Below are 14,247 nucleotides of genomic sequence, written 5' to 3'. Positions count from 1 at the left end.
CCATGAGCGGGCAGAGCCTTAGCGACAACTATCAGGGCGTCTGGGGCCAGCGTATCGGCTTCGGCGCGCGGCCGGCCCTGCTGATGATCGACTTCATGCAGGGCTACACCACGCCGGGCGCGCCGCTGTACGCGCCTGGCGTGGTCAGCGCGGTGGAGCAGTCGGTGGCCTTGCTGGACGCGGCGCGCCGGCTGGGTATCACCCTGGTGCATAGCAATATCCGCTACCAGGCCGCCGATTGTGCCGACGGCGGCATGTGGGTGCGCAAGGCGCCGGTGATGAAGGACATGGTCGACGGCAACCCGCTGGCCGAATTCTGCGCACCGGTCGCACCGCTGCCGGGGGAGCAGGTGGTGACCAAGCAGTACGCCAGTGTATTTTTCGGCACCAGCCTGGCTGCACAGTTGCATGCCCAGGGTGTCGACACTCTGATTCTGGCGGGCTGCTCGACCAGCGGCTGCATTCGTGCCAGTGCGGTGGACGGGGTGCAGCATGGTTTTCGCACCATCGTCGTGCGCGAGTGCGTCGGTGATCGTCACCAGGCGCCCCACGAGGCCAACCTGTTCGACATCGACAGCAAGTACGGCGATGTCGTGAGCCTGCAGGAAACCCTGAGCTATCTGCAGGAGGTTACCCGCTGATTCACCCATAAGGCGCTGGCGGTACGCTGCCTGCTCCATTGGTCGCTCCACGGAGGGCGATCGCCATGCATGCATGGCACTGACGCTGCCTTGGGAAGTCGCCGTTGCGACGCTCAACGCGTCGACGACTGCTGGCTTCAACAACAATCACAAGTCACCGCCAGGAGACAACGCAATGCCTTACGTACCCGCTACCAGCACCGCCATGGGCAGTGCCGCCGACAGCTCGAGGGAGCTGTACCGCAAAGTGACCTGGAAGCTCATCCCCTTCCTGTGCTTCTGCTACCTCGCCGCTTATCTGGATCGCATCAACGTCGGTTTCGCCAAGTTGCAGATGCTCAGCGACCTGCAGTTCAGCGAGGCGGCCTACGGCCTCGGTGCCGGGCTGTTCTTCGTCGGTTACATCCTCTTCGAGGTGCCCAGCAACCTGGTACTGCAGAAGGTCGGCGCCAAGGTGTGGATCGCCCGCATCATGATCACCTGGGGGCTGCTGTCGGCCTGCACCATGTTCGTTACCACCACCACGCAGTTCTACATCATCCGCTTCCTGCTGGGCGCCGCCGAAGCCGGCTTCCTGCCGGGCGTGCTGTACTACCTGACCACCTGGTACCCGACCTACCGACGCGGGCGCATCATCGCGCTGTTCATGATCGGCCTGCCGCTGTCCAGCGTGATCGGCGGGCCCCTTTCCGGCTGGATCATGAACCACTTCGACCAGGTCAACGGCCTGCGTGGCTGGCAGTGGCTGTTCCTGCTCGAGGCGATTCCCAGCGTGCTGCTCGGCATCCTCACCTTCTGGGCGCTGCCCAATCACTTCAATCAGGCGAAGTGGCTGAGTGCCGAGGAAAAGGCGCAGCTGGCCAGTGACCTGGCGGCCGACGACGCGGAAGGCAAGGACAGCAAGCACAGCTTTCGCGACGGCTTCTTCAACCTCAAGGTGTGGATGCTCGGCGGCATCGACTTCTCCATCCTGCTCAGCGCCTACGCCATGGGTTTCTGGATGCCGACCTTCATCCGCAATACCGGGGTGACCGACACCTTTCATATCGGCCTGCTGACCGCCATTCCCAGCCTGGCGGCCCTGGCCGGCATGCTGCTGATCGGCGCCAGCTCGGACCGTCACCGTGAGCGGCGCTGGCACATCATCGTGCCCTTCATCGTCGGTGCCGCGGCCATGGCCAGCAGCACGCTGTTCAGCCACAACCTGGTGATGACCGTGACCCTGTTCGCCATCGCCTCGGCGGCGATCATTGGCGCCGTGCCGGTGTTCTTCAGCCTGCCGGCGACCTTTCTCAAGGGCACGGCCGCAGCGACCGGCTTCGCCCTGGCCTGCTCGCTGGCCAATATCGCCGGGCTGGTGAGCAACTCGCTGATGGGCCTGGTCACCGACCTGACCGGCACCAGCCACGCGGCGCTGTGGTTCTTCGCCGGGTGCCTGATCCTCAGCTGCCTGCTGGTGATCGCCCTGCCGGCCAAGCTGGTCAACCGCTAGCCGGAACCTGCTCCTGGTGCTGCCGGGGCGTGACTCCTCACGCTCCGGCCTTTTGCTCCACTCACCTTTACGTTTGCCACCTTCATGGGTGGTGGGGCACGTTCGTGCCCGTGTTATGGGGAATCGCCATGATCTATCTGCGTCGTGTGTTCGGCAGCTGCCTGGCGGCTGGTTTGAGCGTTTCCGCCCAGGCGGAAGAGGGCGGCTTCATCGAGGGATCTCACGCCGATCTGCAACTGCGTAATTATTTCTTCAGCCGCGACTACTCCGGCATCGTCGGTAGCAACCCGCAGTCCCGCACCCAGGAATGGGCACAAGGCTTCATCTTCGATTTTCGCTCCGGCTACACCCAGGGCCCGCTGGGCTTCGGGGTCGATGTGCTGGGCCTGTATGGCATCAAGCTCGACAGCGGCCGCGGCCATACCAGCAGCGGCCTGCTGCCGGTGCACGATGGCCGGGCGGCCGATGAATACGGGCGCATGGGCGCGGCGCTCAAGGTCAAGCTGTCAGAGACCGAGCTGAAGGTCGGCGAGTTGCGACCCCATCTGCCGGTGCTGGTGCACAGCGACCTGCGCCTGCTGCCGCCGACCTATCAGGGCGCCGCCCTGGTTTCCAACGAAATTCAGGGGCTGACCCTGCAGGCCGGGCAGATGCGTTCCACCAGCCTGCGCGACTCCACCGATCGCCAGGAGCTGTACGGGTTGATCAACGACCCCATCAACCCGGCGCGCATCGCCCGCTTCACCAGCGACCGTTTCAACTACCTGGGCGCCGATTACGCCTTCAATGCCAAGCGCACCAGCGTCGGCATCTGGCAGGCCCGGCTGGAGGATATCTACGCCCAGCGCTTCTACAGCCTCAAGCATGCCGAGCCGCTGGGCGACTGGACCCTGGGCGCCAGCTTCGGCTACTTCGACACCCGCGACGAAGGGCGCAGCAGCGCCGGCAAGCTGGATAACCAGTCGACCTATGCGCTGCTGTCGGCCAGGCACGGCGGGCATACCTTCTACATCGGGCATCAGCGTATCGACGGTGACGACGGTTTCATCCAGGTGGGCGCCAACACCAACCCCATGGGCAATACCTTGCCCACCTACGAGTTCTCCGCGCCCGGCGAACGCTCCTGGCAGGTTCGCCACGACTACGACTTCGCCGCACTCGGCATCCCCGGCCTGACCAGTACCCTGCGCTATGTGAAGGGTGACAGTGTGGAAACGGGACGGGGTTTCGAGGGCAAGGACTGGGAGCGCGACCTGGACCTGGCCTATGTCGTGCAAAGTGGTGTGCTCAAGGGTGTGGGCGTGCGTTGGCGCAACGTCACCGCGCGCTCCAACTACCGCACCGATATCGACGAGAACCGGCTGATCGTCAGCTACACGCTGAGTCTTTTCTAGGGGTCAACCTGGCAGGGGGCGGCCGTTCAGGCGACCAGCAGCGGCCGGTCGCCATCACGGCCAGGTTCGAGCGGCGCTGCAAGGCAAGCCCGGGTTGCGCCGCTGCCGGCTGCAGTCGTCGGTTCGGCGCTGACCAGCACCTGACTGCAGGCAACGCTCGAAGGACCAGCGGCGCCTCGGCAATCACGCCGCCTGGGCTGCGCCCGCTTAGAGGCGGGCGACGTCTCCGTCCTGAGCGATCTCGGTCTCCTGCGCCCTTTGTTCCTGCCGTTGATCCGCGGCTTTCGGCGCTAAGCGCAGGATCAGGCACGCCACGATGGCCGAAAGCAGCGAGCCGAGCATGATGCCGATCTTTGACTCCTCGACCAACGTCGGATAGCCCGCAAAGGCCAGGCCGCTGATGAACAGGCTCATGGTGAAGCCGATACCGCAGAGCATCGATATCGCGTAGATCTGCAGCCAGGTGCAGCCGCGAGGCTTCGCCGCCAGCCCGGATTTCACCGCCAGCACTACACCGCCGAAAACCCCGAGCTGCTTGCCGAGGAACAGGCCAGCGGCGATGCCCAGCGGCAAGGGGGCCAGGACGTCCGCCAGCGACAGACCGGTGAAGGAAACGCCGGCGTTGGCGAAGCCGAAGGCCGGTACGATCAGCAATCCCACCCAGGGCGCGATTCCATGTTCCAGGCGGTGCAGGGGCGACTCGGCCGCATCCGGCTGGCCCGGTGTAGGGATGTACGGAATCAGAAACGCGCCCACTACCCCGGCGATGGTGGCGTGCACGCCGGAGAGCAAGGTCACGTACCACAGCAGGACCAGGCCGATCAGGTAGGGCCAGAGCACCATCACGCGCCTGCGGTTGAGCATCAGCAGAACGGCGATGATCAGGGCTGCGGCAAGCAGCGCGCCAAGCTTGATCGACGAGGTATAGAAGATCGCGATGATGGCCACGGCGCCCATGTCGTCGATGATCGCCACGGAGACCAGCATCAGCTTGAGCGACAGCGGCGCGTGTCGGCCCAGCAGGGCCAGGGCGCCAACGGCGAACGCGATATCGGTGGCGGCCGGAATGGCCCAGCCGTTGGTCAGCAACGGATCACCGCCCGTGATCGCCAGGTAGATCAGTGCCGGCACCGCCATACCCATCAAGGCGGGCAGGGCTGGCAAGCGGCGCTGCTCCCAGGACGAGAGCCGACCGTCCACCAGCTCACGCTTGATCTCCAGGCCTACCAGCAGAAAGAAGATCGCCATGAGCCCGTCGTTGATCCACAGGTGCAGCGTCATGGGTCCCAGCTTCTCGCTGAGCGTCGGGCCGGTTTCGGCATGCAGCAGATGAAAGTACGTGCTCGCCAATGGGCTGTTGGCAACCATTACGGCAGCGGCGGCGGCGATCATCAGCAGCACGCCACCGGCGGCCTCGCTGGCGAGAAAGCGCTTGAGCGCTGACGGCCCTGGGATTGATGACGATTGGGTCATGCAGGGGTCTCCTTTGACGAACGAAAGCGGGCGCTGTGCGGCCGTGAACAGGCGGCATCGGCTGGACGACGGACACAGCGAAGCACTGGCCAGCTGCAGTGCTGCCAGGTGCGCAAGATGAGGGGGATCAGGTTGGCGGGGTGTGCCCGGAGACGCTTCTCGGAAGCGGGGCATTGCCATGGAATACGGGACTGCTGCATGGTCTCGAAGCCTTACGGAAAACGACGGGTCGTTCTCCGTATACGGGGCAGGCCCCGGGCGCACGCAGCACACGCCTTAGGAGCGGAATACTACCGCCGGTGCGGTTCGTGTTTCAACCCGCCAGGATTGCAGACTGTTTCAGCTGCGCCCGGCACTGGTGCCTGGCGAGCATCGACCCTGGCCGATCGCTGCGGTTGACGAGAGGCTACGCCCGGTATCGAGGGCGCAACGCGTGCGACCCCTGACTGCTGACGTGGCCGGCCCATTCAGGCGTTTTCGTTACCCGAACGGGTAAACGAATACCGCTCGATACCGGAGCTGAGCTGCCAGCCCTGACGTTGCCGGTAGCGGGCCGCCGTGGCGTTGGTCATGAGAACGTCCAGCTGGCATTTGTCTATGCCGAGTTTCGCGAGGCCCGAAAGGCGGCGCTCCACCAAGGCATTGGCGATGCCGCGGCACGCGACGGCAAAAGCCGCTTCTGCAGGCCATTGGAGTGGCCCGCCCGCTATCGGTAGTACGCCATGTGAGCGGCCCGCGGCCTGGGGGATTCCGGCTCTTGGCCGTGTGGTTACAGCGTGGCGATGGTACCGCCGTCGATCCGGTGCTCGGAGCCGGCGATCGAGGCGGCCCTGGGGGACGCCAGAAAGGCGATCAGATCGGCCACTTCCCGGGGCCTGGCCGGCCTGCCCACCGGGATGCCGCCGAGCGACTCCATGATCATTCGTTTGCCGCCTTCGTAGTCCGTCCCGGCCTGGGCAGCCAGTCGCTCTGCCAGCCTCACGGACGCCTCGGTCTCGATCCATCCAGGCGCTACGCTCAGCACGCGCACGCCCTTGGGCGTTACTTCCCTTGCCAGGGATTTGCTGTAGGTGGTGAGCGCTGCCTTGGCGGCAGCGTAGGCGGTGGTGGAGGCGGGCAGCGGCATGATGCGCTGGATCGAGCTCACATGGATGATGACGCCTGAGCCCTGGGCCAGCATGGCGGGCAATAGCGCGCGATTCAGGCGTACGGCAGGCATCAGGTTCAGATTCAGTTCGGCAAGCCACTGTTCGTCACTGATGGCGGCAAAGCCGCCACCGGGCGTGCTGGAACCTCCGAGCACGTTGATCACGATATCGATACCGCCCAGGCGCTGGAGGGCGGTCTGCGCGAGGTGGGCCACGCCTTCTGCCGTCGTCAGATCGGCACCGATGTAGATGACGCCATCCACAGGCCGTACGGACACGTCGCGCGCCGATGTCGCCACCCGGGCGCCCGCTTCCACGAGGGTCTGCACGACTGCAGCGCCAAGGCCCTGAGTGCCGCCGGTCACGACCGTGCGCAGGCCATCGAGTTGAAGGTCGTAGTTCATGCGCTGATCTCCAGTGAGGTGATCAGGCCCCGTTCCAGGCGAAATCGGTACGACAGAGCGAGGGGGCTGCCGGGGAAATTGCCGGTGACCTCGGCGCGCACGAGCTGTACGCCATCCTCTGGCTCGATGGCGAAGGGCACGCTCGTTGCGCTGTACCTGGCCGATGCCTCGGCCATGAACGCCTTGATGGCGTCGATGCCTGCGTAGGTGTGGCCGGCGTCCTTCATGATGGCTTGCGCCGTGAAGCAATGGGCCAGGGCCTGTGGGTCGTGTTCGGCCGCGAAGTAGGCGGCGATTGGTTCGGGCAGGGGCAGGGTAGGCATGGTGGCGGCTCCATCGGGTTTAATGACAGCCCTAGGATGCGTACCGGACAGAATTAAATTAATCCCCTAGAATCGGCATTGGCTATGTAGGGAAGAATGCATAATGCGTGGATCGGACTTTGCCGAGCTGAAAGCCTTCGTGGCCATCGTGGAGCGTCAGAGCTTCGCCCGCGCGGCAGAGCATCTGGGGCTTTCGCCTTCTGCCCTGAGCCAGACCATCCGCCAGCTCGAGAGGCGCCTGGGTGCCCGCCTGCTCAATCGCACGACCCGCAGCGTGGCGCCATCGACCAGTGGCGAGCTGCTCTACAGGCGCATCGCCCCATTGCTTCGTGAAATGGCGGTAGCCGTCGCCGAAGTCAGTGAGGCGACGGGACGGATAAGCGGCACGCTGCGTATCAATGCGCCCGGCATCGCCGCCAGAACCCTGATTGCACCGCGCCTGGCACGCTTCCACCAGACACACCCCGATGTGCTGCTCGACATCGTGGTCGAGGATGCGTTGACCGATATCGTTGTTGGCCGTTTCGACGCGGGTATCCGTGTGGGGGGCCGGCTCGAGAAAGACATGGTGGCCATCCGCTTGACCCCGGATATGAACATGGTGGCTGTGGCCGCTCCGCAGTACCTCGCACGTCGGGGCACGCCCCAGTCACCTGCCGAATTGCAGGACCATGCCTGCATCAACTGGCGGTTGCAGATGGACGGCAGGCCCTATCGCTGGGAGTTCCAGGATGGGGGACAGCCCCTGGACGTGGCGGTGGAGGGGCCGGTGGTCACCAATCACCCTGACATCGGCATCGCTGCTGCCGTTCAGGGCCTCGGCATTGCCTACCATTTCGAGAGAGAAAGCCTGGGTGAGCTTCTCGCCCAGGGGCGTCTGATCCAGGTTCTTGCCGACTGGTCGATCTCGCGCCCGGGCCTGTTCCTCTATTACCCGAACAGGCAGCACCGGCCAGCGGCATTGAGTGCGTTCATAGACTGCTTGCTGGATCGAGATCAGTTCCGCTGCGACCCCATCGGCAACAGTCTCTAGCGGGGATTGGCAACAGGCAGCCGAGCCAGCGCCGCGACTGCCGCGTTCGAGCGCCTGGCGTGCGCTCACGGCAATCTGCGTGGGCCAGGTGATTGCCGTTCGCAGCCGGGCATCGGCCACCTGCCATGCCCCGCCAACCCTTGTCACGAATAGGTGTGAGGGTCGGCTTTCCGAGACGCTGAAACCCGACCATACTGAGACGAGAAGACGCGCACCCCCTGCCGCTTTCCCTACCCCAACTTGAACGGGCCTGCAGACGACGATGCTGCAGCCGTCGGGAGATCCATTTGCTGACCGTTCCGCTGGACCTGATGGATGATGACCGCCTCGTTCATGTGCTGAGTGCCAGTGAGCGGCTGGCCAGGGCGGTATCGGTCGACCAGGTCGTCGCCATCCTGCGGGACACGGCGCGCGCCACGGTGGGCGCTGAGGGTATTGCGGTGGTCATCGAAAACCAAGGCTGCTGTTCCTATGTGGCCGAAGATGCGGTGTCGCCGCTTTGGCAGGGCCAGAGCTTTCCGTCCGAGCAGTGTATTTCCGGCTGGGCGATGCATAACCGGGAGACGGTCGCGATCCGTGACGTTCGCCTCGACCCACGCATCCCCCAGGCGGCCTATGCGGCGACCTTCGTGCGTAGCCTGGTGATGGTGCCCATTGGCAGGCCGGTGCCGATCGCAGCGCTTGGCGCATACTGGTCCGATGTCCGTGATCACCCCGCCGATACCATCAGGCGCCTGGAAAGCCTGGCGCAATTGGCAACCATTGCCATCGACAACGCACGCCTGACCCAGGCGCGCAATCGTGAGGTCGCCATGGGAGCCGCGCAGAAACGCATCCTCCAACTGGCGGTGGAAGAAACGCCGTTGAACGCCACGCTGGAGGCGATCATCCGCGAGGTGGACGGGCTATCCGTGTCGGGTTTCCTGGGCGGCATCCTGCTGCTTGATGAGGACGGCGGGCATCTGGCCCATTGCGCGGGGCCGAGCCTGCCCAGCGCCTTCAGGGAGGCCGGTAAAGGCATCGCCATCGACCCGGGCGCCGTGACCGCATTGGCCGACATCGGCAATGACCCGAACTGGGTCGCTTTACGGGATCTTGCCCTCAGCCAGGATCTGCACCTTTGCTGTTCGATCCCGATCCGTTCGGCGCAAGCCGCGCTGCTCGGTGCCTTCGTTCTCTATCACAAAGAGCGCCGCGAGCCGCTGCCGGCGGATATCGAAATCATCGACTTCGTGGTTCACACCGTGGGGTTGACCGTGCACCGCGCGCGTACCGAGTCGGCGATTCGTATCAGCGAAGCGAGACTGCGCCTGGCGGTCGACCACGCCGATGTGGGCTTCTGGGATGTGGATTTCGTCCGCAACACGTTGGTCTGGCCGGCCCAGACCAAGGCGATGTTCGGCATCTCGGCTGACGTGGAGGTCACCCTGCAGGACTTCTACGACGGTCTGCATCCCGAGGATCGCGAAGCGACGATCAGCGCCTTCGTGGCGGCCGCCGACCCTGAGCAGCGTGCGCTCTACGAAGTCGACTACCGCACCATCGGCCGCGAGGATGGCATCGTGCGCTGGGTCGCGGCCAAGGGGCGAGGGGTGTTCGACTCCGCCGGCGTCTGCCTGCGCGTGACCGGTACGGCCATCGAAATCACTGGCCGCAAGGCTGCCGAGGAGGAGCTGCGCGAGCTCAATGACACCCTGGAAAGGCGAATCGCCGAGGCCATTGCCGAACGGGAGGAGGTCGAGAAAGCGTTGCGCCAGAGCCAGAAGATGGAGGCGATGGGGCAGCTTACCGGTGGCGTCGCCCATGACTTCAATAATCTGCTCACCCCGATCGTCGGCACGCTCGACATGCTGCAGCGGCGCGGCGTGGGGGGCGAACGCGAGCAGCGGCTCATTTCCGGCGCCATGCAGTCGGCCGAGCGCGCCAAGACCCTGGTGCAGCGGTTGCTGGCCTTCGCGCGCCGTCAACCGTTGCAGACGGTACCGGTCGACCTGGCCAAGCTGGTCAGCGACATGGGCGATCTGCTGGCCAGCACCACCGGGCCGCAAATCAAGGTGGTCATCGATGCGCCGGAAAATCTGCCGGCTGCCATCGCCGATCAGAACCAGCTCGAGATGGCGCTGCTCAATCTCTCCGTAAACGCCCGCGACGCCATGCTCGAGGGCGGCACGATTCGTATCTCGGTCAGCCTGGAATCGGTCGGCGAGGGGCACCGTTCGAAGCTCCCCGCCGATCAATACCTGTGCCTGTCCGTTGCAGATACCGGCACCGGCATGGACGCGGCAACGCTGGCCCGCGCGGTGGAGCCGTTCTTTTCCACCAAGGGCGTGGGCAAAGGGACCGGGCTCGGGCTTTCCATGGTGCACGGGTTGGCATCCCAGCTGAACGGCGCGCTGACCATCCAGAGCGCGCCCGGCCTCGGCACGAGCGTCGAGCTGTGGTTGCCGCGCAGCGCCGCCGAGCCGGCCGCCGGGTTGCGCATCGGCGAGGCAGCCGAGCCTCGCCTGACGCGCGGCACGGCGCTGTTGGTCGATGATGAGGACTTGGTACGGGCCAGCACCTCGTACATGCTGGCCGAGCTGGGCTATCGCGTGATCGAGGCGGGTTGTGGCGAAGAGGCCATGCAGCGGGTGGCCAGCGGCGAACCCTTCGACCTGCTCGTCACCGATCACCTGATGCCGGGCATCAATGGCACCGATCTGGCCCGGATGGTGCGCACCTCCCGGCCTGGAATCGCGATCCTGCTGGTGTCCGGCTACGCGGAGCGTGAGGGCCTGGACCCGGAGCTGCCACGCCTGACCAAGCCGTTTCGCAAGAGCGAACTCGCCGCAAGCCTCGCTCAGCTTCGCGGCGAATCCTGGGACGAAGCCCCCCAGGCCGAGGTCTCGGCACCCTGATTTCTCCGCGGACGGCGAGCCGTGCACTGTCGCCGGGCAGTTCAGCCAGGGCATGAACAGGCTGCGGGAAATGCGCTTGCCCGAAACGGCCGTGCAGCGAACCGTGGCGGTGACGGCCAGGGCAGATGGCTCGCTGCCTTCGATGCGGCGGATTCATGAAAAACTTCTTACGGCCATTGGTCGCTTGTGACAGGCCGGTGAACGGTATGATGGTGTATTTTCCGCCTAGCGGCATGAACGCGCCCGCGTCTCATGCCGAGCGCTTTACTGCCGCTTGGTCGTCCGCTGTCGAGTCCTATTCAATGAATCATTAAACAGTGTCCGGCACGCCTTTCTTTCGAACCTTGGCCGCAAGGGCGCAGCCCATCGAAGGGTTTGCCCGCCATTCTCGCAGCTTCCAGGAAAACCAATCGCCAAGGCCTGCTACGCCAGCATGGCTACCCTCTAATCATTCTACGTTGGCCGGGCTCGTCGCCGGGGAGTAGTGGTGCGTGTGAACCAGAACTTGAATCACCTTTCTCGCGAAGAACTGGAAGCGGAAGTGCTGCGATTGCGCGCGGCGGCGCGTGGAGCCAACCGAACAGCTGCCACTCGAGAAATCGCGGGAGCAGGGCTAAGCCAGCGCGCGGCACGCCAATGGGCGGTATTCGAGAGCGCTGTCGATTTCGCGATCATTCTCATAGACCCCTCGGGGACGATCACCAACTGGAATTCTGCAGCTGCGCTGGTGTTCGGCTGGAGCGCTGATGAAATGTGTGGCCAGCCAGCAGATCGCTTCTTCACGCCGGAGGATCGCCAGACGGGCCGAGTCGAACATGAAATGCAGCAGGCGCTGCGAGCGGGGCGCGCAGCGGACGAACGCTGGCATATCCGCAAGGATGGGCAGCAGATCTGGGCCTCCGGCGAAATGATGCCGCTTTTTGCCGAGAACAATGCCCATCTGGGTTTCATGAAGATCCTGCGCGATCGCACCCGTGAGCACCTGGCGGGCCGTGCAATGGAGGAAGCCAAGGAGCGCTACCGCCTCGCTTCCAAAGCGACCAACGACGCGATTTGGGACTGGGACCTGGTGGCCAATCACGTCCTCTGGAACGACGCGCTCGAGCAAGCCTATGGCCATGCGCTCGCCACCATAGAGACCAGTGGTGATTGGTGGATGGCGCAGATTCATCCGGAAGATCAGGACCGCATCTACACCTCGATTCATGCGGTCATTGACGGCGAGGGTACTGCCTGGACGGACGAATATCGGTTTCGACGCCAGGACGGCACCTATGCGGAGGTGCTCGATCGAGGGCACCTGATTCGCAACGCCCAGGGCAAGGCTGTTCGCATGATCGGTGCCATGCTCGACCTGACGCAGAGTCGCTCAGCGGCGACCGCACTGCGCAAGAGCGAAGAGCGATTCAGGACGATCGTGGAAACGATAGAGACCGCATTCGCCATCGTCGAAGTCAAGTTCGACGAGACCGATCGCCCGGTGGACTACCGATTCATCGAGGTCAATCCTGCCTTCGAGCGTGAGGCGGGCGTCAACCTGCGCGGTAAATGGGTAACCGAGTACGCTCCGGATCTGGAGCAGTTCTGGTTCGACACCTATGGAAGCGTCGCCAAAACACGGGAGCCCGCTACGTTCGAGAATTATGCCGAGGCATTCGAACGCTGGTTCGACGTGCGTGCCGTTCCGGTAGGCGACCCTGCCGAACGGCAGATCGGTATCTTCTTCAATGACGTGACTGCCCGGCGAAATGCCCAGGAGCGGTTACGAATCAGCGAAGCCTTAGCTCGCGAAAACATCGAACGGGTGCAGCTCGCCCTTGCCGCCGGCGCGATTATCGGCACCTGGCATTGGGACATCCCCAATGATCGATTCACCGTTGATAATGCCTTTGCTGATGCCTTCGGTCTCGATCCTGCTCTGGGACACAGTGGTCTTTCTCTCGAACAGGTCAACGCAACGGTACACCCGGATGATCGCGAGGGGCTGGTTGCGGCCATCAACGATGCCATCATGCGCGGCGGCTCTTATGCGCATCAGTATCGGGTGCGACGCACGGACGGCAAGTATTACTGGATCGAAGCCAATGGCCGTGTGGACCGTGCCGAAGACGGCACGCCGCAAAGCTTCCCCGGCGTTCTGATCGATGTCGAAGAGCGCCGTACGCTGGAAGCCGAACGTGATCGTGCTACGGCGGCGCTGCGAGCGCTCAACGAGACGCTGGAGCAGCGGGTCGCTGAGCGCACCGCCGAGTTGATGCAGACCGAAGAAAAGCTGCGCCAGTCCCAGAAAATGGAGGCCGTCGGCCAACTGACGGGTGGCCTGGCCCACGATTTCAACAACCTGCTCACCGGTATATCGGGCTCCCTGGAGCTTATGGGCGTGAGGATGGCGCAGGGGCGAATCAACGGCCTGGAAAAATACATGCTGGCGGCGCAGGGCGCGGCCAAGCGGGCATCTGCATTGACGCATCGCCTGCTGGCATTTTCACGGCGACAGACCCTGGACCCTCGACCTACGGACATCAATGCGCTGATGCTGAGCATGACCGATCTGATCCAGCGTACGGTAGGGCCGAGCATCATCGTCGAGACCGTTGGCGCCACGGGTCTCTGGTCGGCGCGCGTCGATGCCAGCCAGTTGGAAAACGCGCTTCTGAATTTGTGCATCAATGCGCGTGATGCCATGCCAGACGGTGGCCGGATCACCATCGAGACGGCCAATCGTTGGATGGATCGCAATGCCGCCCGCGCCCATGACCTGGAGGAGGGGCAGTACCTGTCGATATGCGTGACCGATACCGGTACGGGCATGACGCCGGATGTAATCGCCAAGGCCTTCGATCCATTCTTCACCACCAAGCCCATTGGCCACGGCACCGGGCTGGGCCTGTCCATGATCTACGGGTTTGCCAAGCAGTCGGGTGGGCAAGCGCGCATCTACTCGGAAGTCGGCTTGGGGACAACGCTGTGCATCTACCTGCCACGCTATCTGGGTGACGCCGTAGTCGAGCAGGAGGAAACCGGCCATCGGGACGAACCGCGTGCGCAGTCTGGCGAGACGATTCTCGTGGTCGACGATGAACCTACCGTTCGTATGCTTTTGACCGAGGTGCTGGGAGAACTTGGTTACACGGTGATCGAGGCTGCGGACAGCATGGCCGGGCTCAAGGTGCTGCGCTCTGACGTGCATATCGATCTGCTGATTACTGACGTAGGCCTCCCTGGCGGCTTGAATGGTCGGCAGATGGCTGAGGCCGGGCGTGACGTTCGCCCTGGTCTGAGTACCTTGTTCATCACGGGGTATGCGGAGAACGCCGTGATTGGTAACGGGCATCTCGAAGCCGGCATGCAGGTGCTGACAAAACCCTTTTCTGTCGACACCCTGACCTCCCGGGTCAGAGAACTGATGGGGGACGCTTAGGCCAATAGCAGCCGCTGTGCA

General features: G+C 64.1%; 9 protein-coding genes. 6 read left to right on the top strand and 3 right to left on the bottom strand.

The window, feature by feature from the left end:
• Positions 1–2 precede the first annotated feature (2 nt).
• The 3 genes from SA190iCDA_RS19375 to SA190iCDA_RS19365 all read left to right on the top strand — a co-directional run bounded on the left by SA190iCDA_RS19375 (position 3) and on the right by SA190iCDA_RS19365 (position 3,527).
• On the top strand, positions 3–641 hold the full coding sequence (locus tag SA190iCDA_RS19375) for an N-carbamoylsarcosine amidohydrolase (protein ID WP_070885653.1): 639 nt from the start codon (positions 3–5) through the stop codon (positions 639–641).
• Positions 642–816: 175 nt separating this feature from the next.
• On the top strand, positions 817–2,133 hold the full coding sequence (locus tag SA190iCDA_RS19370) for an MFS transporter (protein WP_070885652.1): 1,317 nt from the start codon (positions 817–819) through the stop codon (positions 2,131–2,133).
• Positions 2,134–2,261: 128 nt separating this feature from the next.
• The gene (locus SA190iCDA_RS19365; RefSeq protein WP_070885651.1) at positions 2,262–3,527 is read left to right on the top strand and encodes an OprD family porin; all 1,266 of its coding nucleotides are present in this window, start codon (positions 2,262–2,264) and stop codon (positions 3,525–3,527) included.
• 207 nt (positions 3,528–3,734) lie between these two features.
• Here the strand turns inward: SA190iCDA_RS19365 and nhaA are convergent, their stop codons facing one another.
• The 3 genes from nhaA to SA190iCDA_RS19345 all read right to left on the bottom strand — a co-directional run bounded on the left by nhaA (position 3,735) and on the right by SA190iCDA_RS19345 (position 6,875).
• Entirely contained in the window at positions 3,735–5,000 is a 1,266-nt protein-coding gene (gene nhaA / locus SA190iCDA_RS19360; RefSeq protein ID WP_070885650.1) for a Na+/H+ antiporter NhaA, read from the bottom strand.
• A gap of 769 nt (positions 5,001–5,769) precedes the next feature.
• Positions 5,770–6,552, bottom strand: coding sequence for an SDR family oxidoreductase (locus tag SA190iCDA_RS19350; protein ID WP_070885649.1), 783 nt, complete (start codon positions 6,550–6,552; stop codon positions 5,770–5,772).
• Positions 6,549–6,875 (bottom strand): nuclear transport factor 2 family protein, encoded by a 327-nt coding sequence (locus tag SA190iCDA_RS19345; RefSeq protein WP_070885648.1) that lies wholly within the window; start codon positions 6,873–6,875, stop codon positions 6,549–6,551. The genes SA190iCDA_RS19350 and SA190iCDA_RS19345 overlap by 4 nt, the downstream gene beginning before the upstream one ends.
• Positions 6,876–6,978: 103 nt before the next feature.
• Here SA190iCDA_RS19345 and SA190iCDA_RS19340 point away from each other — a divergent pair, with 103 nt between their 5' ends.
• From SA190iCDA_RS19340 to SA190iCDA_RS19330, 3 genes are all read left to right on the top strand, one after another.
• Positions 6,979–7,908 (top strand): LysR family transcriptional regulator, encoded by a 930-nt coding sequence (locus tag SA190iCDA_RS19340; protein ID WP_070885647.1) that lies wholly within the window; start codon positions 6,979–6,981, stop codon positions 7,906–7,908.
• 287 nt (positions 7,909–8,195) lie between these two features.
• Positions 8,196–10,805, top strand: a complete 2,610-nt coding sequence (locus SA190iCDA_RS19335; RefSeq protein ID WP_236100917.1) for an ATP-binding protein — start codon at positions 8,196–8,198, stop codon at positions 10,803–10,805.
• 598 nt (positions 10,806–11,403) lie between these two features.
• A complete protein-coding gene (locus SA190iCDA_RS19330; RefSeq protein WP_070885781.1) occupies positions 11,404–14,226 on the top strand; it encodes a PAS domain-containing protein in 2,823 nt (940 codons plus the stop codon).
• The last annotated feature ends 21 nt before the right edge of the window (positions 14,227–14,247 follow it).

This window comes from Pseudomonas argentinensis, from assembly GCF_001839655.2.
Lineage (GTDB): Bacteria > Pseudomonadota > Gammaproteobacteria > Pseudomonadales > Pseudomonadaceae > Aquipseudomonas > Aquipseudomonas argentinensis_B.
Note: the sequence above shows the minus strand (reverse complement) of the source record. Positions and strands in the feature narration are given on the sequence as shown.